At 70.9% G+C, this 26,136-nt stretch carries 28 protein-coding genes; 16 read left to right on the forward strand and 12 right to left on the reverse strand.

Translation table 11 applies throughout. From position 1 onward, the window contains the following. Positions 1 to 385 precede the first annotated feature (385 nt). Positions 386 to 1,063, forward strand: coding sequence for a glycoside hydrolase family 75 protein (locus tag LZ604_RS16940; protein ID WP_234515958.1), 678 nt, complete (start codon positions 386 to 388; stop codon positions 1,061 to 1,063). A 118-nt stretch (positions 1,064 to 1,181) separates the two neighbouring features. On the opposite strand, the gene LZ604_RS16945 is transcribed toward LZ604_RS16940, so the two are convergent. The 3 genes from LZ604_RS16945 to dhaK form a co-directional block, all read right to left on the reverse strand. Further along, positions 1,182 to 1,598 (reverse strand): PTS-dependent dihydroxyacetone kinase phosphotransferase subunit DhaM, encoded by a 417-nt coding sequence (locus LZ604_RS16945; protein WP_234515960.1) that lies wholly within the window; start codon positions 1,596 to 1,598, stop codon positions 1,182 to 1,184. Further along, complete coding sequence (dhaL, locus tag LZ604_RS16950) at positions 1,591 to 2,190, reverse strand: dihydroxyacetone kinase subunit DhaL (RefSeq protein ID WP_234515962.1); 600 nt, start codon at positions 2,188 to 2,190, stop codon at positions 1,591 to 1,593. Before dhaL ends, LZ604_RS16945 begins: the two co-directional genes overlap by 8 nt. 67 nt (positions 2,191 to 2,257) lie before the next feature. Then, the gene (gene dhaK / locus LZ604_RS16955; RefSeq protein WP_234515963.1) at positions 2,258 to 3,250 is read right to left on the reverse strand and encodes a dihydroxyacetone kinase subunit DhaK; all 993 of its coding nucleotides are present in this window, start codon (positions 3,248 to 3,250) and stop codon (positions 2,258 to 2,260) included. A gap of 399 nt (positions 3,251 to 3,649) precedes the next feature. On the opposite strand from dhaK, the gene LZ604_RS16960 reads away from it, so the two are divergent. Next, on the forward strand, positions 3,650 to 5,002 hold the full coding sequence (locus tag LZ604_RS16960; RefSeq protein ID WP_234515964.1) for an NAD(P)/FAD-dependent oxidoreductase: 1,353 nt from the start codon (positions 3,650 to 3,652) through the stop codon (positions 5,000 to 5,002). 45 nt (positions 5,003 to 5,047) lie between these two features. Here the strand turns inward: LZ604_RS16960 and LZ604_RS16965 are convergent, their stop codons facing one another. The 3 genes from LZ604_RS16965 to LZ604_RS16975 are packed head-to-tail and all read right to left on the reverse strand — an operon-like array spanning position 5,048 to position 6,266. Beyond that, positions 5,048 to 5,404, reverse strand: coding sequence for a DUF8129 domain-containing protein (locus LZ604_RS16965; RefSeq protein ID WP_234515965.1), 357 nt, complete (start codon positions 5,402 to 5,404; stop codon positions 5,048 to 5,050). 38 nt (positions 5,405 to 5,442) lie between these two features. After that, a complete protein-coding gene (locus LZ604_RS16970) occupies positions 5,443 to 5,814 on the reverse strand; it encodes a DUF6479 family protein (RefSeq protein WP_234515966.1) in 372 nt (123 codons plus the stop codon). A 50-nt stretch (positions 5,815 to 5,864) separates the two neighbouring features. Continuing rightward, the gene (locus LZ604_RS16975; protein WP_234515967.1) at positions 5,865 to 6,266 is read right to left on the reverse strand and encodes a ChaB family protein; all 402 of its coding nucleotides are present in this window, start codon (positions 6,264 to 6,266) and stop codon (positions 5,865 to 5,867) included. A 133-nt stretch (positions 6,267 to 6,399) separates the two neighbouring features. Here LZ604_RS16975 and LZ604_RS16980 point away from each other — a divergent pair, with 133 nt between their 5' ends. The 4 genes from LZ604_RS16980 (at position 6,400) to LZ604_RS16995 (ending at position 9,794) form a co-directional block, all read left to right on the forward strand. After that, positions 6,400 to 6,768 carry a four-helix bundle copper-binding protein gene (locus LZ604_RS16980; protein ID WP_234515968.1) on the forward strand — a complete coding sequence of 123 codons (369 nt, stop codon included), beginning with the start codon at positions 6,400 to 6,402 and terminating at the stop codon, positions 6,766 to 6,768. Between the two features lie 150 nt (positions 6,769 to 6,918). Further along, entirely contained in the window at positions 6,919 to 8,097 is a 1,179-nt protein-coding gene (locus LZ604_RS16985) for an acyl-CoA dehydrogenase family protein (protein WP_234515969.1), read from the forward strand. A gap of 98 nt (positions 8,098 to 8,195) precedes the next feature. Continuing rightward, the gene (locus LZ604_RS16990; protein ID WP_234515970.1) at positions 8,196 to 9,107 is read left to right on the forward strand and encodes an oxygenase MpaB family protein; all 912 of its coding nucleotides are present in this window, start codon (positions 8,196 to 8,198) and stop codon (positions 9,105 to 9,107) included. 69 nt (positions 9,108 to 9,176) lie between these two features. Then, positions 9,177 to 9,794 (forward strand): TetR/AcrR family transcriptional regulator, encoded by a 618-nt coding sequence (locus tag LZ604_RS16995; RefSeq protein WP_234515972.1) that lies wholly within the window; start codon positions 9,177 to 9,179, stop codon positions 9,792 to 9,794. Positions 9,795 to 9,856: 62 nt separating this feature from the next. On the opposite strand, the gene LZ604_RS17000 is transcribed toward LZ604_RS16995, so the two are convergent. Further along, positions 9,857 to 10,159, reverse strand: a complete 303-nt coding sequence (locus LZ604_RS17000) for a muconolactone Delta-isomerase family protein (protein ID WP_234515974.1) — start codon at positions 10,157 to 10,159, stop codon at positions 9,857 to 9,859. Between the two features lie 115 nt (positions 10,160 to 10,274). Here LZ604_RS17000 and LZ604_RS17005 point away from each other — a divergent pair, with 115 nt between their 5' ends. The 3 genes from LZ604_RS17005 (at position 10,275) to LZ604_RS17015 (ending at position 12,525) form a co-directional block, all read left to right on the forward strand. Then, complete coding sequence (locus LZ604_RS17005; RefSeq protein ID WP_234515976.1) at positions 10,275 to 11,252, forward strand: LysR family transcriptional regulator; 978 nt, start codon at positions 10,275 to 10,277, stop codon at positions 11,250 to 11,252. Between the two features lie 168 nt (positions 11,253 to 11,420). Continuing rightward, positions 11,421 to 12,134, forward strand: a complete 714-nt coding sequence (locus LZ604_RS17010) for an SDR family NAD(P)-dependent oxidoreductase (protein ID WP_234515978.1) — start codon at positions 11,421 to 11,423, stop codon at positions 12,132 to 12,134. A gap of 19 nt (positions 12,135 to 12,153) precedes the next feature. After that, the gene (locus LZ604_RS17015; protein ID WP_234515979.1) at positions 12,154 to 12,525 is read left to right on the forward strand and encodes a YybH family protein; all 372 of its coding nucleotides are present in this window, start codon (positions 12,154 to 12,156) and stop codon (positions 12,523 to 12,525) included. Here LZ604_RS17015 and LZ604_RS17020 read toward each other — a convergent pair. The 4 genes from LZ604_RS17020 to LZ604_RS17035 all read right to left on the reverse strand — a co-directional run bounded on the left by LZ604_RS17020 (position 12,522) and on the right by LZ604_RS17035 (position 17,565). After that, the gene (locus LZ604_RS17020) at positions 12,522 to 13,472 is read right to left on the reverse strand and encodes an NADP-dependent oxidoreductase (RefSeq protein WP_234515980.1); all 951 of its coding nucleotides are present in this window, start codon (positions 13,470 to 13,472) and stop codon (positions 12,522 to 12,524) included. The two genes, LZ604_RS17015 and LZ604_RS17020, sit on opposite strands and share 4 nt — an antisense overlap. Before the next feature lie 326 nt (positions 13,473 to 13,798). Further along, positions 13,799 to 15,304 (reverse strand): flavin-containing monooxygenase, encoded by a 1,506-nt coding sequence (locus LZ604_RS17025; RefSeq protein ID WP_234515982.1) that lies wholly within the window; start codon positions 15,302 to 15,304, stop codon positions 13,799 to 13,801. A gap of 27 nt (positions 15,305 to 15,331) precedes the next feature. Next, positions 15,332 to 16,210: an alpha/beta fold hydrolase gene (locus LZ604_RS17030; RefSeq protein ID WP_234515983.1), complete on the reverse strand. Its 879-nt coding sequence runs from the start codon at positions 16,208 to 16,210 to the stop codon at positions 15,332 to 15,334. Positions 16,211 to 16,788: 578 nt separating this feature from the next. Next, entirely contained in the window at positions 16,789 to 17,565 is a 777-nt protein-coding gene (locus LZ604_RS17035; RefSeq protein ID WP_234515985.1) for an IclR family transcriptional regulator, read from the reverse strand. Between the two features lie 266 nt (positions 17,566 to 17,831). Here LZ604_RS17035 and LZ604_RS17040 point away from each other — a divergent pair, with 266 nt between their 5' ends. The 7 genes from LZ604_RS17040 (at position 17,832) to LZ604_RS17070 (ending at position 25,895) form a co-directional block, all read left to right on the forward strand. Continuing rightward, a complete protein-coding gene (locus LZ604_RS17040; protein WP_234515986.1) occupies positions 17,832 to 18,176 on the forward strand; it encodes a DUF1330 domain-containing protein in 345 nt (114 codons plus the stop codon). A gap of 289 nt (positions 18,177 to 18,465) precedes the next feature. Beyond that, positions 18,466 to 19,758, forward strand: a complete 1,293-nt coding sequence (locus LZ604_RS17045) for an MFS transporter (protein WP_234515987.1) — start codon at positions 18,466 to 18,468, stop codon at positions 19,756 to 19,758. A gap of 217 nt (positions 19,759 to 19,975) precedes the next feature. Continuing rightward, complete coding sequence (locus LZ604_RS17050; protein WP_234515989.1) at positions 19,976 to 20,647, forward strand: enoyl-CoA hydratase-related protein; 672 nt, start codon at positions 19,976 to 19,978, stop codon at positions 20,645 to 20,647. Between the two features lie 138 nt (positions 20,648 to 20,785). Beyond that, on the forward strand, positions 20,786 to 21,199 hold the full coding sequence (locus tag LZ604_RS17055) for a hypothetical protein (protein ID WP_234515990.1): 414 nt from the start codon (positions 20,786 to 20,788) through the stop codon (positions 21,197 to 21,199). Positions 21,200 to 21,600: 401 nt separating this feature from the next. Beyond that, positions 21,601 to 23,178 carry a phytoene desaturase family protein gene (locus tag LZ604_RS17060; protein WP_234515992.1) on the forward strand — a complete coding sequence of 526 codons (1,578 nt, stop codon included), beginning with the start codon at positions 21,601 to 21,603 and terminating at the stop codon, positions 23,176 to 23,178. Positions 23,179 to 23,238: 60 nt separating this feature from the next. Continuing rightward, a complete protein-coding gene (locus LZ604_RS17065; RefSeq protein ID WP_234515993.1) occupies positions 23,239 to 24,348 on the forward strand; it encodes a nitronate monooxygenase in 1,110 nt (369 codons plus the stop codon). Then, positions 24,345 to 25,895 carry an acyl-CoA synthetase gene (locus LZ604_RS17070; protein WP_234515995.1) on the forward strand — a complete coding sequence of 517 codons (1,551 nt, stop codon included), beginning with the start codon at positions 24,345 to 24,347 and terminating at the stop codon, positions 25,893 to 25,895. Before LZ604_RS17065 ends, LZ604_RS17070 begins: the two co-directional genes overlap by 4 nt. Positions 25,896 to 25,902: 7 nt before the next feature. Here LZ604_RS17070 and LZ604_RS17075 read toward each other — a convergent pair whose 3' ends face one another. Continuing rightward, on the reverse strand, positions 25,903 to 26,100 hold the full coding sequence (locus tag LZ604_RS17075) for a hypothetical protein (RefSeq protein WP_234515997.1): 198 nt from the start codon (positions 26,098 to 26,100) through the stop codon (positions 25,903 to 25,905). Positions 26,101 to 26,136 lie beyond the last annotated feature (36 nt).

Here is a 26,136-nt window from a genome sequence, read left to right on the forward strand (position 1 = left end):
ATCGGTGTCGCTGATTCGGCGTTGTCATCGCGCGCGGGTGGAGTGATCGCCTGAGGGGTGATCGGCCCGTCGAGCCCGGCGGGCGGGCGCGATGCCGTCAAGAGGAAGGGCGATGTCCGGCGCACTCCGGCCCGGGATACGTATGCTTGATCCGAAGCGGCGTGAACTCGCCTGGCTTCCAAGGCGGTTCGTGCCGACGGTGCGGTCCGCTGTCGTCGCTGATCCCGCGCCGGCGAGCGCGGCCGAGCGCCGGGTCCCCGTCCGGTCCCGTCGCTCGGCCGCCCCACGGGCCCATGCTCCGTCCGGCCCCCTCCGCTGGACGCGCGCCGGACAGCGGGACCACGGTGGGAGGTGATCGTCCACCCCCAGGAGAGGGGCCCGCATCGTGCTCGTCCCGTCACTCGCGCTGGCCGTCGCCGGCGCCGCCCTGCTCGTCCCCGCCACTCTTCCCCCCGCCCACCCCCAGGAACGCCGGCAGGGCGTCGTCCGCGCCGCCGACCTGCTGGCCAAGGCACGCGACTGCCTCCGCATATCCCACGGCCGCTACCGCAGCGACCGGGGAGCCCCGGCCGACATATCCGTCTGCGGCGCCCGCGGCGCCGTGTTCTGGACGGCCGACATGGACATCGACTGCGATGGGCGCCCCGGCATCCGCTGCAACTCCCGGACCGACCCGTACTTCAGCCCCGCCACCACCTACCGGCAGTCCGACGGGCGGTACCCGAGCGCCGAAACCCTGCCGTACCTCGTGGTGCCCGGCGCGAGCAGCATCTGGGACCACCGGGCGTACGGCATCGGCGGCGGTTCCGTCGCCGCCGTCGTTCACGGGAGCCGCATCGTGTACACGGTCGTCGCCGACACCGGCCCCAAAGACGTCATCGGCGAGGCCTCCTACGCCACCGCACGGGCCCTCGGCATCAACGCCGATCCACGCACCGGCGGAACGGACGGCCCGGTGACGTACATCGTCTTCCGCGGCTCCCGCGCCGTGCCGCTCGAGAACCACCGGGTGGCCGTGTCCCAAGGGCAGGAACTGTTACGGAGGTTCCTGGCGGAGAACTGAATCCGGCGGACCGGCGCAGGCGTCCGCGCGGAAGCCGTGGCCAGGGGCGTCCCTGGCCACGGCTCTCCAACGCGCCGTCACCTCTCCCGCCTTCCTGCTGCGCGGCGCCGTTTCCGCGTCATTCCTTGCGGTACGTGTACGCCTCCGCCGCCGCCGCCGCCACCGCCGTCAGATCGGCGCCCGCCGAGGCCGTGACGACCGCGGCGACCGCGCCCTCCACGAAGGGGGCGTCGACCAGCCGGGTGTTCTCGGGGAGTTCGTCTCCCTCGGCGAGCAGCGCCTTCACGGTGAGGACGGCGCTGCCCAGATCCGCGAGCACGGCCACCCCGGCCCCCCGGTCCACGGCGGCGGCCGCCGCGGAGACCAGCTCGGAACTGGTGCCGAGCCCACCGTCGACCGTGCCGCCCGCCGGGGCGACGGGCACCGCCGTGGAGCCGCCCGCCAGGCCTTTCGCCAGTTCCGCGACCGACTCGGCGACTGCGGCACTGTGCGAGACGAGCACGATGCCGACCAGCTTGTCGGAGGTCTCACTCACCGGCTGCCTCCACGAGTGCGGCGATCAGCAGGGCCGAGGACGTGGCACCGGGGTCCTGGTGCCCGATGCTGCGCTCGCCCAGATAACTCGCCCGGCCCTTGCGGGCCTGCAACGGTGTCGTTGCGACGGCCCCCTCCTCCGCGGCCTCCGCGGCCGCCCCGAACGAGGTGGCCAGCCCGTCCACCGCGGGCACCAGGGCATCGACCATGGTCTTGTCGCCGGGCGCCGCTCCGCCGAGCGCCATGACCCCGTCCACGCCCGCCCGCAGCGCCTGAGCCAGCTGCTCCTCGGTGACCTCCCCGTCGTCGCCGAGCGCCTTGCCGGTGCGGCGCAGCAGCGTGCCGTACAGCGGACCGGAGGCGCCACCGACCGTCGAGATCAGCTGCCGGCCCGCGAGCTGGAGGACCGCGCCCGGAGTGGCCGGCGCCTCCTTCTCCAGCGCGGCCGTGACCGCACGGAAACCGCGTTGCAGATTGGCGCCGTGGTCGGCGTCGCCGATCGGCGAGTCGAGCGCGGTCAGTCGCTCCGCCTCACGGTCGACGGACACGGCGGCCGCCGTCATCCAGCGGCGGAAGAAGTCGGCGTCGAGCACTGGATCTCCTTGCTTGGTACGGACGTTGACCTCACTCACAGTTCCGTGGCACGTGCGCGCCGGAGGCTCACCTGCCCCAGCGCAGGCCCGGCGTGCTGACCGGCGCGTCCCACAGCCGCAGCAGTTCCTCGTCGACCTGGCACAGGGTGACCGACGCGCCCGCCATGTCGAGGGAGGTGACGTAGTTTCCGACCAGGGTGCGGGCGACGGCGACCCCGCGCTCGGCCAGCACCCGCTGCACCTCGGCGCTGTAGCCGTACAGCTCCAGCAGAGGGGTGGCGCCCATCCCGTTGACCAGGACCAGTACGGGATTGTGTGGCTCCAAGTCGTCGAGGACGGCGTTCACCGAGAAGTCGGCGATCTCGCGCGAGGTCATCATCGGCCGCCGCTCACGCCCGGGCTCACCGTGGATGCCGATGCCCAACTCCAGTTCGCCCGGCGGGAGATCGAAGGTGGGGGTGCCCTTCGCGGGCGTGGTGCACGCGCTGAGGGCCACACCGAAGCTGCGCGAGTTCTCGTTGACCTGCCGGGCGACGGACTCCACACGCTCCAGCGGCTGCCCCTCGTCCGCGGCCGCCCCAGCGATCTTCTCCACGAACAGAGTGGCACCGGTGCCGCGCCGGCCCGCCGTGAAGAGGCTGTCGGTGACGGCGACGTCATCGTTCACCAGTACCTTGGCGACCTGGATGCCCTCGTCCTCGGCGAGCTCGGCCGCCATGTCGAAGTTGAGCACGTCACCGGTGTAGTTCTTCACGATGAACAGCACGCCCGCGCCACTGTCCACGGCTGCGGCGGCGCGCACCATCTGGTCCGGCACAGGGGAGGTGAACACCTCGCCGGGGCACGCCGCCGAGAGCATTCCCGGGCCCACGAAGCCGCCGTGCAGCGGCTCGTGCCCCGAGCCGCCGCCGGAGATCAGCGCGACCTGCCCCGCGACCGGGGCGTCCCGCCGTACGATCACCCGGTTCTCCACGTCGACGGTCAGTTCGGGATGCGCGGCCGCCATGCCCCGCAGCGCGTCCGAGACCACCGTCTCCGGGACGTTGATCAGCATCTTCATGGGAGCCTCCTGACGTGCCTGGCAGTCTTCGGTCTCGGTCTCGGTGGCCGTGAGCGGTGAGCCACTGTCGGCAGTATCCGTGTTCGAGGGGCGCTGGTCACGTGCGTGGACGTTCCCGGGCGTGTACGGGCGCGGGGCGTGGTGGATGCGGCTGTCTCCTGGGCATCGCAGCCGCCCAACGGCGGCGCTCCGGCGCCGAGTTCGGGACTCCCCACACGCAGGCCCCGATCGGCGCAATCAGCCGCCGGCCGCCGCGCGGAGGACCCGCCGTCGCCGGGGGCGGCCGCGTCGCGGACGGCGGAATGCGCCGGGGCACGGGGCGTCGACGGCGCGGTGGCGGGCCCCGCGGGGGTTCCCTAGCGTGGCAGGCGTCGACGTCTCCGCCTGGAGGGACCTGTGATGACCGTGCCCCGGATCCTGATCGTCGGTGGCGGATTCGCCGGGATGGAGACCGCACGCAGACTGGAGCGGATCCTCAAGCCCGCCGAGGCCGCGCTCAGGCTCGTCACACCCTACGACCACCAGCTCTATCTGCCGCTGCTCCCGCAGGTCGCGGCCGGCATCCTCACCCCGCAGTCGGTCGCGGTCAGCCTGCGCCGGCTGCTGCGCCGCACGGTCGTCGTCCCCGGTGGTGCCGTCGGCGTCGACCCCTGCGCCAAGGCCGTCGTGGTGCGGAAGATCAACGGTGAGACGACCGTGGAGCACTACGACTACCTGGTGCTGGCACCGGGCAGTGTGACACGGCAGTTCGACATCCCCGGAGTCGATCGGCACGCGGTCGGGATGAAGACGCTCGCGGAGGCGGCCTGGATCCGGGACCACGTCATCTCCCAGCTCGACCTCGCGGCGGCGAGTTCCGACCGGGCCGAGCGCGAGACCCGGCTGCGGTTCGTGGTCGTGGGCGGCGGCTACGCGGGGACCGAGACCGCCGCCTGTCTGCACCACCTCACCACCGCCGCCGTGCGGCGCTACCCGGGCCTCGACCCGTCACTCATCAAATGGCACCTCATCGACATCGCGCCCACGCTCATGCCGGAACTCGGCGAACGGCTGGGCGCGCGGGCCCTCGCCATCCTCAGGCGGCGCGGCCTCGACATATCCCTCGGGGTCTCCGTCGCCGAGGCCCGGCGGGACACCGTCACCTTCACCGACGGCCGCACCCTGCCGTGTCACACCCTGATCTGGACCGCGGGGGTCGCGCCCAGCCCGCTGATCGCCACGCTGGACGCCGAGACCGACCGCGGCCGGCTGGTCGTCCGCCCCGATCTGACCGTGCCGGGCCTGGACGGCGTCTTCGGCCTGGGGGACGCCGCCGCGGTGCCCGATCTCGCCAAGGGAGCCGACGCGGTCTGCCCGCCGACCGCCCAGCACGCCGTGCGCCAGGGCTGGGCCGCCGCGAAGAACGTCGCGGCGACGTTGCACGGCACACCGCGCAGCGCCTACCGCCACCGTGACCTGGGCCTCGTCGTCGACCTCGGCGGCCTCCAGGCCGTCTCCAAGCCGGTCGGCGTGCAGCTCACCGGGCCGCCCGCGCAGTTCGTCGCGCGCGGCTACCACCTCGGTGCCCTGCGCACGGTTCCGGCCCGCATGCGCACCATGACGAACTGGGCGCTCAACGTACTGACGGGCTACGACTTCGTCCGCACGGGCCTGACCGGCCGCCCGGCCACGCTCAAGGACTTCGAACGGCCCGACGCCTACCTCACGCCGGACCTGGTCACCTCCCACACGGCGCCGGGGACGACGGACTGACGGGCGCCGCGCCCAGACGGCGCCCGTCAGTCCGCCGACCGCCGCTCAGCCCCTCGGGCGGTCGCCCTTCGGCTTCCCCCGCTGGTCGGGAGTCCCGTGCGGCGGGGGGCTCATGGGCTCGGGTGAGGTGGCGGGAGACACCGGGGAACCCGCGCTGCTCCGGCTCTCCTCGGGACGCAGCGCGCCGGGGTCGCCGGAGGTCGGCTCGGCGCCGGAGCGCAACTGCTCCAGGCGTGCCGACAGCAGCGCGGTCACGGGCGCCCGATCGGCGTGTGCGCGCTCGTACGCGAGCAGTTCCTCCACCTCGCCGGCGCTCAGGGCACGTATGCGGCTCTCCAGGCTGCCGACCGGCAGATGGTCGTAGTCGGGCAGCGGCAGGGTGCCGCGGCCGTGGTCGGCCATGGATCTCACTTCCTCTGTACATCGGCCACAGATGGGGGTCAGCGGCGGCCGCCCGGCCCGCCGCTGCCGAACGCGCCACTGCTGCCCCCGTCCCAGCGGGGTCGCTCGGCCGACGCGCTCGTCCGGGACCCGAGATTGCCGTGCGCCTTCAGCTCCTGCGGCGTGAGACGGCGACGGCTCCTGGGCACCTCGTCGGGCTCACGGTTCTCCCTGACCCGGCGCACCGGGCCCCCTTCGGGCAGCCTCGGCTGCTCCTCGGGGCGGGGCGGCGCGGGCTCCCGGCGCCGGACGCGGGCGCCCATCCGGAAGGCACCGATCAACAGCGCCACCACGGCCAGGCCCGCGACGAAGGGCCCGATGCCGACCAGCAGGCCATGGGTCACGGCGAGATTCATCGACTCGGTACTCATGGCACGCGGGTACCCCTGGGCCCTTCGGTGAACCCGCTCACCCGCACCCCTCACGAGCGCGCGGACCGGGTCTTCGAACGGTTCGCCTTGCGGATCGCCTCCAGCAGCTCCGCCTTCGACATCCGGGACCGCCCGTCGACGCCGAGGCGCTTGGCCACGTCGTAGAGGTGCTCCTTCGACGCGTTCTCGTCGACGCCCTCGCCACTGCGCCCGCCCTGCTGCCGGGGCCGTGCGGAGCGGGGGTCCGAGGGGCCCTTGCGGCCGCCCTCCTTGCGCTCCCAGTGGTCGCCGATCTTCTCGTACTTGTGCTTGAGCGCGCCGAATGCCACACGGTGCGCCCGTTCGCCCTCGCCGTACTGCTCCACCGCCGAGTCATGGGCCTTGATCCAGGTGCGCTGGGCGTCCTCGGGAGAGCGCTCCAGCGTCGACGGCAGCTCCTGTCGTCCGGGCACGGTCCACCTCCGTCCGTCGATCCGCGTATGTCATCGCTCACCACGGCCCCGAGTGCCCTGCGCGGGGACGGAAAAACGACGGCCGCCCCGGGGCAGGGGTTTGACGGGCCCGGCACCGGCTACCCGCTCCGCCGTGACCACATCCCAACAGGAGGTCTACCGCTTCCTGGAGGATCGCTTCGCCTGCGCGCTGGCCTGCACCGAGTGTGCGCGGGCGTGCGCGCTGCGCGCGAGCCTCGCGGAGACGGAGGGGCCCTACGACCAGGAAGTCCTGCGGCGCAAGGGAATCATGTGCGCGGAGGTCTGCGACACGACCTGCCGGGTGCTGTCCGACCAAGGGCCCCAGGACGTGGCTCGTATCCGCGGCGAGGTGGAGTGGTGCCTGGCCGTCTGTCTGGAGAGCGCGCACGTCTTCGACGCGGACCCCGGTGGCGCGCAGGCCGCGCGGTCCTGCCGGGAGTGCGCCCGGGCCTGTTCCGGCTTCCTGGCGACACTCGGCTGACGGGGCGAGCGGGCCGGCCGGGCGGGTACCTGGTAGGCCGGTACGGGAGGGGGCGGCCCCTTGCGGGCCGGCGCACCGGCATTCCCAATTTCTGAAACACGTTCTACGGTGTGCGCCGTCAGGACCGGCCTTGGGGAGCCTGGAGGCGCCGTGCATCTCGACTACACGCCCGAGCAGCAGCGGTTGCGCACCGAACTACGCGGCTACTTCGCCGAACTCGTGCCGGACAACGCCTACGCCCGCCACGGCGACCCGGCCGCCCAGAAGCGCTTCTACCGCGACACCATCCGCCGCCTGGGCCGCGACGGCTGGCTCGGCGTCGGCTGGCCGAAGGAGTACGGCGGGCGCGGGCTGGGCGCGATGGAGCAGTTCATCTTCTTCGACGAGGCCGCGCAGGCGGGCGTACCGCTGCCGCTGATGGCGCTCAACACGGTGGGCCCCACGCTCATGCGGTTCGGTACGGAGGAACAGAAGGCCCGCTTCCTGCCCGGGATCCTCTCGGGCGAGCTCGACTTCGCGATCGGCTACAGCGAGCCCGATGCGGGCACGGACCTGGCGTCCCTGAAGACCCGCGCGGTGCGGGACGGCGACACATACGTCGTCAACGGCCAGAAGATCTGGACCACCAACGGCGACACCGCGGACTGGGTGTGGCTCGCCGTGCGCACCGACCCCGGCGCCCCGCCGCACCAGGGCATCACCATGCTGCTCGTGCCGACCACCGACCCGGGCTACTCCTGCACCCTGATCCGCACCCTCGCCTCCCACGACACCACCGCGAGCTACTACGAGAACGTCCGCGTCCCCGTCTCCCACCGCGTCGGGGAGGAGAACCAGGGCTGGCGGCTGATCACCAACCAGCTCAACCACGAGCGCGTCACCCTGGCAGCGCACGGCACCATGGCGATCCGCGCCCTGCACGATGTGCAGCGCTGGGCCATGGAGGCAAAGCTCGTCGACGGCCGCCGGGTGATCGACCTGCCCTGGGTCCGGCGTCTGCTCGCCCGGACCCACACCAGGCTGGACGCGATGAAACTCCTCAACTGGCGGATGGTGAGCGCGGTCCAGGACGGCACGCTCACCCCACAGGAGGCCTCCGCCGTGAAGGTCTACGGCTCCGAGGCCCGCCGCGACGCCTACGCCTGGCTGATGGAGATCGTCGCCGCCGCCGGCGCACTGAAGGAGGGATCGGCGGGCGCCGTGCTCCACGGCGAACTGGAGCGCGGCTACCGTTCGGCTGTGATCTTCACCTTCGGCGGCGGCAACAACGAGATCCAACGCGAGATCATCTCCTGGATCGGCCTGGGGATGCCCCGGGTGCGGCGCTAGGGGGTGTCCGGCCATTCGCGCCAGGTGTCGCGCGCCGGGGTAATGGTCAGCCATCCCCCGTGCGTGCGGTCTGCTCCCAGGAGTGACAGGGTCGGACGGTGGAGGTGCTGGTGGGGCTGCGCGCCCGTATCGCGGACGAGCTCAAGGCGACCGTGCACGGTGGAGACCTCAGGCTGGAACGGTACGAGGGCCCGCCCGGTGATCCGGGGCTGCTCAAGATCGCTCCGGGTGATCCCGCCTGGCGGGTGCACGGCCATCCGACCGGCATGCTCACCGGCGGCTTCGCGGCGCTGATGCTCCAGTCCCTGCATCCCCTGGCCATGGCGGGAGTCGACCAGCACTCCGACTTCCGCTCCGACCCGGTCGGCCGGCTCATCGCCACCGCCCGGTTCATCACCACGACGACCTTCGGCTCCGAGCCGGCCGCGCGGCAGGAGATCGCTCTGGTCCGGCGTATCCACACCCGGGTGCGCGGCACCGCTGCGGACGGCCGGCCGTACCGCGCGGACGACCCCGAGTTGCTGACCTGGGTGCACACCGCGGAGGTGAGCAGTTTCCTGGCGGGCTATCAGACGTACGCGCCACGGCGGGCCCGGCTCACGCTCTCCGAGTGCGACACCTACTACCGTCAGGTCGCCCCGGTGGCCGAGGCGCTGGGCGCACGGAAGGTGCCGCGCAGCTCGCGGGAGGTCGAGCGCTACCTGTGCCGGATCCGCCCCCGGCTGCGCGCCACACCGGCCGCTCGGGACTCCGTGCGGTTTCTGCGCGGCTTCGGCCGTACCGCACGGGAGCGGATGGTCGTGGGCGTGCTGATGAACGCCTCGGTCGGGCTCCTTCCCGACTGGGCGCGGGCCGAGCTCGGCATTCGTCGTCCCGCGGCCGTTCGCTCCTGCTGGGACCGGCCGGTGGCGACGGCGGTCGGCCGCACGCTCGAGTGGGCACGCGGTCCCTCCGAAATCCACGCCGCCGCACGGCGCCGTATGGCGTCACCGCCGCCCATGGACGGGTGACGGGCACCTGGCGGCAGCGCCCGGCCTACCGGTCCCGTCGCCATAGTCGACCGGTCGTACACTTCCCCCATGGGACGGACCAGCGATGCCAGGGAGAAGATCCTCGGCGCCGCGCAAGCGCTCATCGAACTGCGCGGCTACTCCGCCCTGGGCGTGGCCGAGATCTGCAAGGCCGCAGGTGTGCCCAAGGGCAGCTTCTACTACTTCTTCGCATCCAAGGAAGCGCTCGCCCTGGCCGTCCTCGACGAGCACTGGGCCGACCAGGAGCGCACCTGGAGGCGCATCCTGACCAGCGAGGCCGAACCGCTGCACCGCCTGCGGTTGCTGTTCGAGGCGACGGAGGCCGGTCAGCGCGCCGGCCGGCAGAGCTGCGGCACCGTCTCGGGCTGCCTGTTCGGGAACCTCACGCTGGAGATGAGCAACCACACCGAGGCCATCCGCGGACGGCTGCAGGAGATCTTCGACGCACAGGTCGACATGGTCGAGTCGGTCGTCGCCGAGGCGCTTGCCCGCAAGGAGGTCACCGTGGCCGACACGCGGGAAGCCGCGCGGTCGGTGGTGGCCCAGCTGGAGGGTCAGGTGCTGTTCGCCAAGCTCTACAACGACACCCGACGGCTCGGCCCCCTGTGGGCGAACTGCCTGGCTCTGCTCGGCGCCCCCGCACCGAGCGAGGTGGCCGGCGTCTGATGCGGCGCGTCTGACCGCCCGGTCCGGGCGGCGGGGGTGCGCGAAGACGGGGGCGTGTGCCGTCACCGCAGGGAGTCGGTGCGGCCGGGGTCGTTGGGGTGGGACTCGAGCGCGGTGACGGTGAGGGTCATCCACGGGCGCAGCGGGAGCGTGCCGAGCACCTTCTCCCGGAGTTCCTCCTCGTCGGCAGCCCGCCAGACGCCGACGCTGCGCAGCTCACCGGCCGGGCGCCACAGCCGGACCAGATGGCCGGCGGCGGCCAGTTCCCGGGCACGGACGGCTTCGGCGGCGCGCCGCCGGTCGACCTCGTCCTGGCCCATGCCCTCGGGGACGGTGGTGACGATGTCGACGAGGAACTCTCGCATGGTCCTGCTCCGATCGGCGGGCTCGGTTGACGCCCTCATCGTCTGACCGCCGGCGCCGCGAACGCCACGACCGGCGTGCTCCCTGCTGGTAGGCGCAGCCTCGCACGGACGTAGCATGACGAGCGTGGAACTGCGTCAGCTGCGGTACTTCGTCGCGGTCGCCGAGGAGCTGAACTTCGGCCGCGCCGCCGAGCGCCTGCTGATCGCGGGCCCCTCCCTGTCCCAGCAGATCAAGGCACTCGAACGCGACCTCGGGGTGCGTCTGTTCGACCGTGACCGCCGCTCGGTGGCCCTCACCCCGGCCGGTTCCGACCTGCTCCCGCACGCCCGCGCCCTGCTGGAACGCGCCGAAGACCTCCGGCATCGCGCCCGTCGTCTGTCCGGATCGGAACCGATCCGGCTCGGCTACGTGAACTGGCTTCCGCCCGACCTCGACGCCCGCACCGCCGCAGTGGCCAGGGTCCACATCGACGCCTGGGTTGCGCCCTCGCACGCCCAGGCCGCTCGGGTCGCCGACGGGAGCCTGGATCTGGCGGTGTGCTGGGTGCGCACCGACGACCTCGAACGCCGCGGCCTGCAGGCCCGGCTCCTCGGCGCCGACCGCCTGTACGCCGTCGCCACCGGCGACGACACGCGCGAAGTGGCCGCCCGGGACACCGTCGTCCTCCTCGACGACGACACCACCTCCTGGTCGTCCTGGAACGTCTACGCCGAAGACCTGGCTCACCGGACCGGGGCCCGCGCGGTGCGCATCTCCGACGGCGGTATCACCGGCCCCGCGTTCTTCGACCACGTCCGCCGCAGCAGCCGTCCGGTCATCAACTCGCCCAAGGGCCAGACCACCCCGCTGCCATCCGACCTCGTCCGGCGCCCCGTCGGCACGCCGGAGATCTACTGGACCTGGTCACTGGTGTGGCGCCGCGGCGAGGTCCGTGCCGCGGTGCTCGCCGTCGTCGACGCCCTCTGTGACGACGACGGCGACTTCGGCATCCACGGTCCGGACGCCTGGCTGCCCGAGGGTGACCCGCACCGGCGTCAGCCCCACGCCGGCGCCGCCGCACCTCCCCGTCCCGGCGGTGCTGCAACCCGCTGACCTGGGCTGGGAGCCTGCGTCTACCAGCTGGGAGGATGCCGGTCCCGGCCCGGCCCCGCCGCCCTTTGACTTCTCGTCCGGCGCCTGCCTAACGTCCAATAGTCGACCGGTCACCTAGTTGCCGACCGGTCCGGTCGGGACCCTCCACTTCCCCCGAAGAAGGACATCATGAGCACTCAGCATCAGAAGGTCGCCCTGATCACCGGGGCTTCGCAGGGCATCGGCGCCGGCCTTGTCGGCGCCTACCGCAAGCTCGGCCACGCCGTCGTCGCCACCTCCCGCACCATCGCCCCCTCCGGCGACCCGGGCGTCCTCACGGTCCAGGGCGACATCGCCGACCCCGCCACCGCCGAACGTGTCATCGCCGCCGGCGTCGAGCGGTTCGGCCGTATCGACACCCTGGTCAACAACGCGGGCATCTTCGTCGCCAAGCCGTTCACCGACTACACCGAGGACGACTACGCCGCCGTGACCGGAGTGAACCTCACCGGCTTCTTCCACATCACTCAGCCGGCCGTCCAGCAGATGCTCGCCCAGGGCGGAGGCCACGTCGTCACCATCACCACCAGCCTGGTCGACAACGCGGACTCCCGAGTTCCGTCCGTGCTGGCCTCGCTGACCAAGGGTGGCCTGCAGTCCGCCACCAAGTCGCTCGCCATCGAGTACGCCACGCGCGGCATTCGCGTCAACGCCGTCGCGCCGGGCACCATCAAGACTCCCATGCACCCCGAGGAGACCCACGAGGCCCTCGCGGCCCTGCACCCGGTGCGCCGGATGGGTGAGCCGAGCGACATCGTGGAAGCGGTCGTCTACCTGGAGAACGCCCCGTTCGTCACCGGCGAGATCCTCCACGTCGACGGCGGCATGAGCGCCGGCCACTGAGCGGAAAAGGAGGACACTCATGAACCGCAGCACGGACAGGGAAGCGATCCTCCGTGGTGTCCTCGACCGGTGGAAGGCCGCCGTCGACCGTCACGATCCCGAGCAGGTCGCGGCCCAGTTCACGGACGACGCGATCTTCCAGGGGCTGCGCCCCTACAGCGTCGGGAGGCCGGGTATCGCCGCCTACTACGACGCCCAGCCACCCGGGATGACGGCCGCCTACCGCATTCTGGAGACCAGAGGCCCCGCCGACGGCCTCGTGCTCGGCTGGCTGGCCGTCGACTTCTCGTTCACCGACCGGCCCACCCTCGGTGTCTGCCTCAGTGTGCTGGTCGAGCGCTTGGGGGAGGGCTGGTACATCAGCCACTACCAGGTCTCCCGCCTCTACTAGTCGACCACGAGGACCAGCTTGCCCGATGTGCGGCCCATTTCGCTGATCGCGTGCGCTTTGGCGGCCTCCGCCAGCGGAAAGGTGCGGGCGATCGTGGCGCGCAGTCTGCCCGCCTCGACGAGGTCCGCGATGGCCTTCATTCCGTAGTGATCGGCGTCGACGAGCATCCTGGCGGCGCGGACACCGAACTGCCCGGCGTCCGTATAGAACTCGTCCGGCCCGACCGGCAGGATGGAGACCACCAGTCCCCCCGGGCGCACTACGCGCAGGGAGCGGACGGAGGTGTCGCCTCCGATTGTGTCGAGCACCACGTCGACGTCCCGTACGGCCTCTGTGAAGTCGGTCGTCCGGTAGTCGACGGCCTCGTCGACGCCGAGCTCGCGCAGGAAGTCGTGCTTGCCGGCGCTCGCGGTGCCGATCACGTAGGCGCCCTGCGCCTTGGCGATCTGCACGGCGGTGTGGCCGACTCCGCCGGCCGCCGCATGGATCAGCACACGCTGCCCCGCCCGCAGCTCGGCCAGCTCCACCAGTGCCTGCCACGCGGTCAGTGATGCCGTCGGCAGCGCGCCCGCCTGGATGTGGTCTATCGCGGACGGCTTCAGCGTGAAGGCGCGGGCGGGGCCGGTGACGTACTCGGCGTGCGAGCCGTGCCCGAAGGGGTAGGGCAGCAGGCCGAAGACCTCGTCGCCGGGCGTGAACAGGGCGACGCCGATGCCGGTCTCCTCGATGACGCCGGAGACGTCCCAGCCGAGGACGAACGGTGGCTTGCCCAGCATGCGGCCGTCGGCCCGGTGCTTCCAGTCGGTCGGGTTCACCCCGGCGGCGCGCACCCGGACCAGCACCTCGTTCGGGCGCGGGGCCGGCCGCTCCATCTCGACCAGCTTGAGGACCTCGGGACCACCGAGGACATCCTGACTGATCGCGCGCATCTTCTTCACCTTGCTCATTGTGAACTGCCTTGCCCAGGGTCGCTTGTCGGGAAGCGGTATTCGCCGACGATCGATGGGATCGTGATGATGGTGTGTGCTGCACATGAAAGTGAGAGATCGCACCCGCAACGGCCGCGCAGCGCGCCCCACGGCAGTCGGCGGCCGGCTTCGACGTCCCCGGCAGCGGCGCAAGCCGCCGCAGTGTGAGCTTGGTCCGCCAGCACGCGGCCCAGGCCGAGCACTGCGCTACTGTCCGAAACCACCTCGCCGCGCGGCCTCCCGCCGAACCGGACCCGTGTCGGCGGCTCCGGGAGGTGCCGACACGGGGCAGGGCAGCACGGTGGCTAACGTGCTGCGGAAGTCTCGGCCGCGGTATACGGGGCTGAGTCGAACGTGCCGTTGCGGTACCGGAATTCGTGTGCGAAGTTCGGCCAGATCAGGGTCAGCCGACCGCTTCGCGGATCGATGTACCAGCTCTTGCAGCCGTTTGAGAGCCAGACCGTACCGTCACTGCGCTGCTGGAGTTCGTCCACGTAGCGCTCCTGGGCCCGGGCGGACACGTCCAGGACGTGGTTGCCGTTGGCGCGGCTCCAGTCGAGAGCGCCCAGGATGTAGTCGACCTGTGCCTCGATGATGTAGACAATCGAGTTGTGGCCGAGGCCGGTGTTGGGTCCGTTGATGATGAAGAGGTTGGGGAAGCCGGCGACCGTGGTCGAGGCGAATGCTTCCATGCCTTGTGCCCAGTGGTCCGACAGGGAGATGCCGTTCGCGTCGTGGACGAGGCGCGCGTAGGGCGGCTCGGCGGTTTCGAAGCCGGTGCAGAAGACCAGTACGTCGAGTTCGTATGTGTTGCCGTCTCTGGAGATGGCTTTGCTGCCTTCGACGTGGTCGAGGGCGGAGGCTTCCAGGGTGACGTTGTCCCGGGTCAGTGCCGGATAGTAGGTGTCGGAGATCAGGACGCGCTTGCAGCCGAGCTCGTAGTCGGGTGTCAGTCTGGCGCGCAGCTCTGGGTCCTTGACCTGCCGCTCCAGATGGTTCAGCGCTTGTGACCTTGCCTTGTCGAGGATGTCGGGTACGGCGCGTCGCTCCGCGTAGCGGGACTCCAGGAACCAGAAGATCTCCGAACGGTGGTCGGCCATCGCGTCCGGGTCGCGGCGGAAGAGCTGCTTTTCGCTCTCGGTGTATGCGCGGTCCGGGCGCGGGGTGACGTACTGGGCGCTGCGCTGGAACACCACCAGTTCGGAGGCAGTCTTGGCGAGTTCGGGCACCAGCTGTACCGCTGTGGCTCCGGATCCGATGACGCCGATCCGCTTGCCTTCCAGGGGGACCTCGTGGTTCCAGCGGGCCGAGTGGAAGACGTCGCCGGTGAAGCCGTCCAGGCCCTTGATCGGGGGAAGGGCCTCGTCGCTGAGGTGGCCGGTCGCCGTCACCAGGAAGCGCCCGGTGAAGACGCCTTGCGACGTGGTGACCGTCCACCGCTGGGCGGCGGCGTCCCACCGGGCGTCCTCGACATTGGTTCCGAACCGGATGTGCGGCAGGAGTCCTTCTGCGTGTGCGGTGTCACGCAGGTACTGCAGGATTTCCGGGCCCGGTGAGAAGAAGCGCGACCACTCGGGGTTCGGGCGGAACGAGAAGGAGTAGAGGTGTGAGGGCACGTCACAGGCGGCGCCCGGGTAGGTGTTGTCGCGCCAGGTGCCGGCGACGTCATCGGCACGCTCCAGGAGCACGAAGGACTCCCGGCCGTGACGCTTGAGCTGAGCGCCCATGGCCAGGCCGCCGAAGCCGGTGCCGATGATGACGACCTCGACGTCAGCGGTGCCGGGGTGCTGCGGTTCGGTGCTGGGGTTCATGCGAACCCTCCCTTTGTGATCGGGCTGCTACGGGCGGGCGGTGGCGACGATGTCACCGGCGGCGTCTCGTGACGGTGCGTCAGTGAACTGGTCGATGATCTGCACGAGTTGGGCGGGACGCTCGATGACGACGGCGTGGCCGGATGTGATTTCGGTGTAGCGGGCGTCCGGGATCGAGGCGAACAGCGCCTTGCTGTGCCACTTCGGCACCATCTGGTCGTGAGTGCAGCCGATGACCAGGGTGGTAGCTGCGATGGAGGGCACCAGGCCGGAGATGTCGATGGTGCGGTTCAGCTTCATCTGCACGTCGGTGAAGGCGTTCGGCTCGAAGGCCGTGAGAGCGGGCGAGGAGTCGCCGAGGGCCTGGGACGCCACCAGGAACGGTCCCGAGAAGGCGCAGAAGGCCATGTAGTCGCCGAGGGCCTGGGAACGCTCCTCGCGCAGTCGCTGCCACACCTTGTTGCGGAGCTCCTGGTGTGCATCGGTCTTCATCCAACCGGCCACGAGCACCAGGTTCCGCACTGTCTGCGGGTGGCGGGCGGCGACCGCGGCCGCGACGACGGCGCCCAGTGAGTAGCCCACGAGCGTGACCGGGCGGTCGGGAAGTACCGCGTCGAGGACCGCGACGACCTGCCGCTCCAGGTGCTCCAGCGTCAGCGGACCCTGTGTGGGGACCGGTGGGGCGAAGTCGACTGCCACGACGCGCTGCCGCCCGGCCAGCAGGGGAAACAGGTAGCCGTAGTGCGCCCTGGTGCTCCCGCCGGTTCCGTGCACGAGCACGAGGGGATGGCGGCTGCTCTCCCCGGTCGCGAAGTGGTCTGCGACGGAATCGAAGTACCGCACCTCGACCCCGTCGACAGTGATGGTTCCTTCAACGACTCCGCCGGCCAGCTCTGTCCTGCTCATGACGGCTCCTTGCAAATGTGAGACCGCAAGAAAGTCCATTCAATGGACTCAATTTCTGATTGAAGTGCACATTCGTAGGGCTCAATACATACCTGCCCTGTACACGCAACCCCATGAGACGCCTGCTAAAGGCCGCTGTCAAGCGTCCGTGTCGCCGGAAATCAAAAGTCCATTGAGTGGACTTAATTGCCTTGATTCGCGCTCTCGCAGCAGCATGGCTTGCGGGAGGCGATGCCGGGCACAGCGCCCGGCGATCGCGGTGGACGGGAAGTGTCTGCGCGGTGCCGAGCGTGCTCGCCCCGCTGCTGAAGGGGCGGCGAGCGCAGGAGTGCCGTGAGTCCGGGGCCGACTCCGGCTGTCGCGGGCGTGAGCCGCCCCGTGGTCGGGGGCCCGCCATTGCGCTCATGTGCCGGCACGTCCGTCAGTGACGTGCCGCCCGGTTGGCCGCAAGGGGTGTGGTTATGGGGCAGCGGGTCATACCCGTCGCTGCGAGTGCGATGGAGGGCATGACCCGCCCCTGCTGTGGGTCTTCACCGGCACCGGCGAAGACCGCCGAGGAGATCCTCGAAGCCGGGCGCTCATCGGATGAACGTGCCGATCTCTCGGGCTGCTTCCAGCAGCAAAGGGGCCAGTTCGTCGACACGTGCAGGGGGGAGCCGGTCGTTGATCGCCGAGATGGTGATGGCCATATACGGCTCAGAGGTCTTCGAGGGGATCGGCGCGGCCATTCCGGAGACGCCGTGCAGCACGGTGTCCTTGTCGAAGAAGTAGCCGCGCTCGTGCACTTGCGTGATGGCCTGACGTACGGCGGTGACGGTGTCCTGGACATCCGACATCTCCACAGCCTTCATCCTGCGCCGCAGACGCTCGTTCGCCAGCAACTGGGCCTCGACCGCTTCCGGTTCATGCCAAGAAAGCAGGGCGACGCCGGCAAAAGTAACCCCCAAGGGCACCGTCTCGCCCACTTCCACGATCTCCGCCCTGATGGGATAGGAGCCGTCGGCGCGCATCAGATAGTGCACACCGTCGAGCCGCCGTATGGCGACATACACCGCGTCCCCGGTCTGATCGGCCAGGCGATGGACCACCTTCTTGAGACCGGCGAAGTCATTGATGGGTGACGGGGCGCCCAGCCCCAGCAAGTACAGGGCGGAGCCGAGGCCATACCGCCGGGATGCGCGCTGTTCGACGAAGCCGGCTTCCGCCAGCTCCTGGAGGATCCGGTGCACCGTGGGCCGCGCGATGCCCGTCTCCTGGGCAAGGTCCAGCAATCGCGCGCCCTGTGCGCCGTGCAGGGCGATCGCGTTGAGGATCGCGGTCACCCGGGTGACCACCTGTGTCTTTTCCGACGCCATGACGTTCCTCCGCTGCAGGCCATGCTGCTATGGCAGCGCGACTCCAAGCAAGCAAGTCCGCTCAGTGGACTTTAGCACGGCTGGAGATATGCGCGCTTGACAGTGGCTTTTGGCGGGAGTCTCATGGACGTTAGTGCACAGAGCAGGTTGGTATATGGCTCGAACTCGGGAAGTGTGCACTTCGACCAAAAGAAAAAAGTCCGTTGAACGGACTTTCCGTCCGGGCTTCGTCGAGATACGGAGCCCGACCGACCGGAAGAGACGCCATGGCCGCCTACGTCATAGCTCACCTGCAGGAAGCCGCCCCGCACCTGGAGATCGCCGAGTACCTCGAACGCATCACCGCCACCTTTGAGCCGTACGGCGGCCGCTTCCTCGTGCACGCCACGCAGCACGAGGTGAAGGAGGGCGGCTGGCCCGGCGACGTCGTAGTCGTCGGCTTTCCCGGGGTCGCCGAGGCGCGGTCCTGGTGGGACTCACCCGCCTACCGGGAGATCGCACCGCTGCGCTCACGGCACGTGAAAAGCGACATCATCCTGGTCGCAGGCGTCCCCGAGGGCTACGACGCGACTGCCACCGCTCAGGCGATACGAGAGGCCCTGCCTGCCTAGTGCCGCCTCAGGCAACTACGCCCTGCCGGCCACCTCGCGTATCCGTTCGCCGGCAGCGTGCTTCTGCCGCCAGATGACGGCGGACCATGCGGCCCTGCTCCTCATGGCCGGCCTGGTCGGTGCCGTCCAACGCCAAGTAGCGCAGGGCGGTGTACCGGGCCTCGAGCACAACGATCGCTTTGCCTGGTCAGGGCTGTGCCCTCAGAAGCCGGTGACACCGCCGCGCTGCGCCTGCCCGCACCCTCGCCGAAGCGAATCGCCCCCCACCACTACCGGGAGAACCACCGAAATGCACACCCAGCACCGGCGCCAGCCGGGGCGGCTTTCACGCCCAGTCGGCTTCTGGCTCAAGGCCGTCACACTGTTTGCCCTCTTCGTCGCGGCCAGCGCGCCTTCCCCGCTCTACGTGGTGTACCAGCACCGCTGGGGCTTCTCGCCGACCGTGCTCACCACGATCTTCGCGGTCTACGCCCTGGCCCTGCTGGTCGCGCTGCTGATGGTCGGCGGACTCTCCGACCACATCGGCAGGCGGCCCGTGCTCGCTGCCGCGCTGATCGTCGAGGCCGCGTCCATGGCCGTGTTCCTCACCGCCGACGGTGTCGGGCTGTTGCTGGTGGCGCGCATCCTGCAGGGGCTGGCGACAGGTGCGGCGACGGGGGCCATCAGCGCCGGGCTGATGGACCTGCAGCCGTCACCCACATCACGCCTCGGCTCGCTGCTCAACAGCGCGGCCCCGGCCGCCGGACTGGCCCTCGGGGCGCTGGGCACCGGACTGCTGGTGCAGTACGCCCCCGCCCCCACGACGCTGGTCTTCGTCCTGCTCATCGCCGTCTTCCTGCTGTTGACCGCGGCGGTGTACTTCCTGCCCGAGCCGGTCACACCCCGCCCGGGCGCCTGGGCCTCGCTCCGGCCGCAGATGGCCGTGCCGCACCACGGGCGGCGGACCTTCCTGGCGACCACGCCCTGCCTCATCGCCACCTGGGCGATCAGTGGGCTCTACCTCTCACTCGGCCCCTCGCTGGCCGTAGGGATCCTGCACATCGGCAGCCATCTGGTCGGTGCCCTGGTGGTGACCACGCTCTACAGCGCCGGAACCGTCGCCTCGCTGCTGGTGCGCAACCTCGCGCCGAAGCGGGTGATGGCCGTCGGGTGCGTGGCCCTCGCCGTGGGGACCGGTCTCACCCTGCTCGCCCTCGTCGGACCCTCGACGCCGCTGTTCTTCCTCGGAACCGCCCTCGCCGGCGTCGGCTGGGGCAGCTCCTTCCTGGGCTCCTTCGGCTCGCTCGCGGTACTGGCCGGTCCCACGGAGCGGGCGAAGCTGTTCGCCTCCGTCTACGTCGTCAGCTACCTCGCCTTCAGCGTTCCCGCGGTGGTGGCGGGGCTGGCCGTGCCGTCCCACGGACTGCGCACCACGACGATGTGGTACGGCGTCATAGTGATCGTGCTGGCGCTGCTCGCCGTTGCCGGATCGACCGTCCGCAGGCGCGCAGCCGAACCGTCGGTGGCCGTGGCCTCCTCCGGGAGCCTGGCCGCCGCCGGACCTTCCCACCTGGAGGCGGCCAAGGCCGCGCGGCGTCAGTAGGGCGCGGCGCCCGGCCCGTCCGGGACCTGATCGCAGCCCGTGGTGGCCCCGCCTCCGGGGTCCTCGGAACCGTTGGCATGGCGCATTCCCCGATGGCCGGCTGGTTCGGTCCGGACTGCTTCCCGGTGAGTCCCGCACCGGACCCCACCCATCGGCTCTTCTCACCCCGCTGCAGCCCCCGCACCATTTTTCCCGCCCCGCAACCCCAGGAGTCCGCATGCCCACCCTCGACCGCCAGGACAACGTCTTCCTACTCGACATCGGGGACGACGAGAACCGCTTCCACCCCGACTGGCTCGCCTCCGTCAACGCCGCCCTGGACGAGGTGGAGAAAGCCGAAGGACCACGTGCCCTGGTCACCGCCGCCACCGGCAAGTTCTTCTCCAACGGCCTGGACCTGGACTGGCTCAGCGCCCATGGCGACCGGTACGAGGACTACTTCGTCTCCGTCCACGCACTCTTCGCCCGCGTGCTGTCCCTGCCGGTGATCACCGTCGCCGCCCTCCAGGGACACGCTTTCGCCGCCGGCGCGATGCTCTCCCTCGCCCACGACTTCCGCGTCATGCGCGCCGACCGCGGCTTCTGGTGCCTGCCCGAAGTCGACATCAACATCCCCTTCACCCGCGGCATGTCCGCCCTGATCCAGTCCCGACTCGTGCCGCAGACCGCCCACGAAGCCATGGTCACCGGCCGCCGCTACGGTGGCACCGACGCCGAGACCGCCGGCATCGTCGACCACGCCGTCACCGAGGACGCCGTCCGCTCCACGGCTATGGATATCGCCCGGGTACAACTGAGCAAGGCCGGCGACACCCTCGGCACCATCAAGGCACGCATGTACCCCATCGCCCTGACCACCCTGCGCGACATCACCGACCCCCTCGATTGACCCACCCGCGCACGGCGGAGGAAGCCGGGGGTCTTCCCGCGGGCTTGCGGGCCTGCGGGCTTGCGCGGTGGGGCAGTTGGCGCCGGTGAGTCCCGCGCCGTTCAGTCAGGGCGGTTGATATGTGACAAGGAGCTGACCATGAAGAGATTGACGAGGCACGCCCGGATCGCTGTTGCTTCTGCGGTGCTGACCGGTGGAGCCGTGCTCGGTACCGGCGGTGCGGCGTCCGCAGCGGTCATGGAAGGCGCCGCGCACAGCCAGGCGGCCACCGTCACCGTCCAGCGCGGCATCCGTGACGATCACGACGCAGGCGGCTACGGCTACGGCCGCTTGCAGGAAGGCGAATATGACGACGGCTGGTACAGCTACGGCGGACGGTTCACGACCGACGGCCGCCCCGGTCACCAGCACCATGGGTACGGCGTGAGCGACCGCTGGGACGGGCGGGACCGGTACGTCCGCTTCGACGGCCGGTGGATCGACGTGAGCCTCCTGCGCGCGTACGGCGCCGGCCGCTGGTACACGGACCAACTCCTCTGGATCGGCCAGTGAGCTGCGGCCCTGACCGCAGGCCTGTCCGCCCTGCCTGCGACGGACGCTGACGCCCGCTTGGCCGTGCCCGCCGTCAACGCCCGACACGACACGACGACGTCCACCACCGGCCCCCGCCAGGACCGCGATCCCGGAACCGGCTGATCAGGTCCGCGATCGCAAGCGTCGCAGGGCCTTGGCGGCCGTCCGCGCGCGTTGGACCGACAGGACCACAGGACCGCAAGGCCCGGCATGCGGTGGAGTGCGGCATCGGCCGCTTCAAGCAGACCTCGCCATCCGGACGGCCGCCCGCCGCAGTTCCCCGGACGGCTAACCACGCAGGTCACCGACTTCTGGAACACGTCCGGATCCTGTGCGGCCCTGCTCTGGCACGGGCGGATCATGGCGTGCTACCAAGAGATATGGCTGCACACGAGGGACGCGAGGAATACGACGCTGTGATCGTCGGCGGCGGGCACAACGGGCTGGTGGCCGCCGCCTATCTCGCCCGGGCCGGGCGATCCGTACTGGTGCTCGAGCGGCTGGACCACACCGGGGGAGCCGCCGTCTCCACCCGCCCGTTCGACGGGGTCGACGCGCGGCTGTCGCGCTACTCGTACCTGGTCAGCCTGTTGCCGAGGAAGATCGTCCGAGATCTGGACCTGGACTTCCGGGTGCGCGGGCGCACCGTGTCCTCGTACACCCCCGTCGAGCGCGGCGGACGCCCCACCGGCCTCCTCGTCGGCGGCGGCGAGCGGCGCACCCGGGAGGCGTTCGCCCGGCTCACCGGTTCCGACCGCGAGTACGAGGCGTGGCAGCGCTTCTACGGGATGACCGGGCGGTTCGCCCAGCGTGTCTTCCCCACCCTCACCGAGCCCCTGCCCACCCGGGACGAGCTGCGGCGCCGTGTCGACGACGAGGAGGCGTGGCGGGTGCTCTTCGAGGAGCCGATCGGCGCCGCCGTCGAGGAGTACTTCGCCGACGACCTGGTCCGCGGAGTCGTCCTGACCGACGCGCTCATCGGCACCTTCGCCGACGCCCACGACGCCTCGCTGCGGCAGAACCGCTGCTTCCTCTATCACGTGATCGGCGGCGGTACCGGCGCCTGGGACGTCCCGGTCGGCGGCATGGGTGCGCTGACCGACGCGCTGGCGGCGGCCGCGCGTGCCGCGGGTGCGGTGATCGCCACCGGACACGAGGCGGTTCGGATCGAGAGCGACGGGCGCACCGCGGAGGTCGCGTTCCGCACCGAGGGCGGCGACGGCACCGTCTCCGCCCGGCACGTCCTCGTGAACGCCTCGCCGCAGGATCTGGCCCGGCTGACCGGCGACACCCCTCCCGCCCCGGCCGAGGGCGCCCAGCTGAAGGTGAACATGCTGCTCACCCGGCTGCCCGCGCTGCGTGACCCCTCCGTCGATCCGCGCGAGGCCTTCTCGGGGACCTTCCACATCGCCGAGGGGTACGAGCAGCTGGCCACCGCGCATGCCGAGGCGGCCGCGGGGACGCCGCCCACCGCGCCGCCCTCGGAGATCTACTGCCACTCGCTCACCGACCCCACCATCCTCGGCCGCGACCTCGTCGAGCGGGGCTACCAGACCCTCACCCTCTTCGGTCTGCACACGCCCGCACGGCTCTTCGAACGCGACAACGACGGGGTGCGGGAGGAGCTGGTGAAGTCGACGCTGGCCCAGCTGGACGCCCACCTCGCCGAGCCGCTCGAGGACTGCCTGGCCACGGACGCGCAGGGGCGCCCCTGCATCGAGGCCAAGACCCCGCTCGACCTGGAGCGGGAGCTGCGGCTGCCCGGCGGCAACATCTTCCACCGAGAGCTGGCCTGGCCGTACGCGCAGGAGGGCACGGGCCGCTGGGGCGTGGAGACGCGCCATGCCAACGTCCTGCTGTGCGGCGCGGGCGCGGTGCGCGGCGGCGGTGTGAGCGGGGTGCCGGGGCACAACGCGGCGATGGCGGTCCTCGAGGGGCGCGACGCCGCCGCCCGGTAAATCTGACGGAGTATCAGAAAGTCTCTTCCCACCTTCCGGCCGCTGCGGCATCCTGCGCGCATGCAGACGGAGCTGAGCAAGCGGCTGGGCGTCGAGCACGCACTCTTCGGCTTCACCCCTTTTCCCGCCGTCGCCGCGGCCATCAGCAGGGCGGGCGGATTCGGCGTGCTCGGCGCGGTCCGCTACACCGCCCCCGACGAACTCCAGCGCGACCTCGACTGGATCGAGGCGCACGCGGACGGCAGGCCCTACGGCCTGGATGTCGTCATGCCCGCCAAGAAGGTCGGCGGCGTCACGGAGGCCGACGTCGAGGCGATGATCCCGGAAGGACACCGCCAGTTCGTCAAGAACACCCTGGCCGAGCACGGAGTGCCCGAACTGGCCGAGGGTGAGGCGTCCGGGTGGCGGATCACCGGCTGGATGGAGCAGGTGGCCCGCACCCAGCTCGACGTCGCCTTCGACCGTCCGATCAAGCTGCTCGCCAACGCTCTCGGCTCCCCGCCCGCCGACGTCGTGGCCCGCGCCCACGACAAGGGCATCCTGGTCGCCGCTCTCGCCGGCAGCGCCCGGCACGCCATCAAGCACCGGGAGGCGGGCATCGACGTCGTCGTCGCCCAGGGATACGAGGCGGGCGGCCACACCGGCGAGATCGCCACGATGGTGCTCACTCCCGAAGTCGTGGACGCCGTACACCCGTTGCCCGTCCTGGCCGCCGGCGGCATCGGCAGCGGCGAGCAGGCGGCCGCCGCCCTCGCGCTCGGCGCGCAGGGTGTCTGGCTCGGCTCCATCTGGCTGACCACCACGGAGGCCGGACTCCCCTCGCCCGTCCTCGTGCGGAAGCTGCTCGCCGCCGGATCCGGCGACACGGTCCGCTCGCGGGCGCTGACCGGCAAGCCGGCCCGGCAGCTGCGTACCGCATGGACCGACGCCTGGGACGACCCCCAGGGGCCCGGCGCCCTGCCCATGCCGCTGCAGGGGCTGCTGGTCGCCGAGGCCGTCACCCGCATCCAGAAGTACGGGGTCGAGCCCCTGCTCGGCACGCCCGTCGGCCAGATCGTCGGCCGTATGAACAGCGAACGCAGCGTCCAGGCCGTCGTCGACGACCTCACCCGAGGGTTCGAGCGAGCCGTCGACCGCATCAACCGGATCGCCGGAAGGAGCCAGCAGTGAGCCAGACCGCCAACGGTTTCTGGGCCCAGGCAGCGGCGGACCCCGAGCGCACGGTCCTCGTCGCCCCCGACGGGCAGGAGTGGACCGCAGGGCGGCTGCTCGCCTCGGCCCACCAACTGGTACACGGACTGCGCGCAGCGGGCCTCGAGCGTGGTGACTCCTTCGCCGTCGTGCTGCCCAACGGCGTCGAGTTCCTCACCGCGTACCTGGCCGCCACCCAGGCCGGTCTCTACCTCGTGCCCGTCAACCATCACCTCGTCGGGCCCGAGATCGCCTGGATCGTCGCCGACTCCGGCGCCAAGGTGCTCATCGCGCACGAACGGTTCGCCGACGCCGCCCGGGGCGCCGCCGACCAGGCGGAACTGCCGGCCGGCCGCCGCTACGCGGTCGGCGAGGCCAAGGGCTTCCGTCCGTACGCCGAACTCCTCGCCGGACAGCCGGAGTCGGCGCCCGGGGGACGCACCCTCGGCTGGGTCATGAACTACACCTCGGGCACCACGGGCCGCCCGCGCGGCATCCGCCGCCCGCTGCCCGGCAAACCCCCCGAGGAGACCCACCTCGGGGGCTTCCTCGGCATCTTCGGCATCAGGCCGTACGGCGACAACGTCCACCTCGTCTGCTCGCCGCTCTACCACACCGCCGTGCTCCAGTTCGCGGGCGCGTCCCTGCACCTCGGTCACCGGCTGGTCCTGATGGACAAGTGGACGCCGGAGGAGATGCTCCGCCTGATCGACACCCACGCGTGCACGCACACCCACATGGTCCCCACCCAGTTCCACCGCCTGCTCGCCCTCCCCGACGACGTGAAGGCGCGCTACGACGTCTCGTCCATGCGGCACGCCATCCACGGCGCCGCGCCCTGCCCCGACCATGTGAAGCGGGCGATGATCGAGTGGTGGGGCGAATGCGTCGAGGAGTACTACGCGGCGAGCGAGGGCGGCGGCGCCTTCGCGACCGCCGAGGACTGGCTGAAGAAGCCCGGCACGGTCGGCAAGGCCTGGCCCATCAGCGAACTGGCGATCTTCGACGACGACGGCAACCGGCTGCCGCCCGGCGAACTCGGCACCGTCTACATGAAGATGAGCACCGGCGGATTCTCGTACCACAAGGACGAGGCCAAGACCCGGAAGAACCGCATCGGCGACTTCTTCACCGTGGGCGACCTCGGCTGTCTCGACGAGGACGGCTACCTCTTCCTGCGCGACCGCAAGATCGACCTGATCATCTCGGGCGGGGTCAACATCTATCCGGCCGAGATCGAGGCCGCCCTGCTGGGGCACCCCGCCGTGGCCGACGCCGCCGCCTTCGGGATCCCGCACGACGACTGGGGTGAGGAGGTGAAGGCGGTCGTCGAACCCGCCCCCGGCCATGAGCCCGGCCCCGCCCTCGCCGCGGACATCCTGGAGCACTGCGCCCGTCGACTCGCCGGCTACAAGCGGCCCAGGAGCGTCGACTTCATCGGGTCGATGCCCCGCGACCCGAACGGCAAGCTGTACAAGCGCCGGCTGCGCGAACCCTACTGGGAGAACCGCACCCGCCCGGTGTGAGCCGGAGTCAGGTCCCGTCGGCCGCGACGATCCGCCACCGGCCGGCCTCCTGGTGGCCCGAGGCGTAGACGGCTGCGCCGTCGCCGGGCTTCAGGGCGTAGTGGCCGAGATTTCCGCCCCAGTAGCGGAGGATGCGTCCCAGCTCCCGCGCGGCCTCCTCCGAGGTCCACTCGTCAGCCATGTCGACTTCGAGAAGAAACTTCACGTGCGCCGCCTTCCGATCACGGACCCGTCCCGCCCG

It is taken from the genome of Streptomyces glomeratus, assembly GCF_021462825.1.
Classification (GTDB): Bacteria; Actinomycetota; Actinomycetes; order Streptomycetales; family Streptomycetaceae; genus Streptomyces; species Streptomyces glomeratus.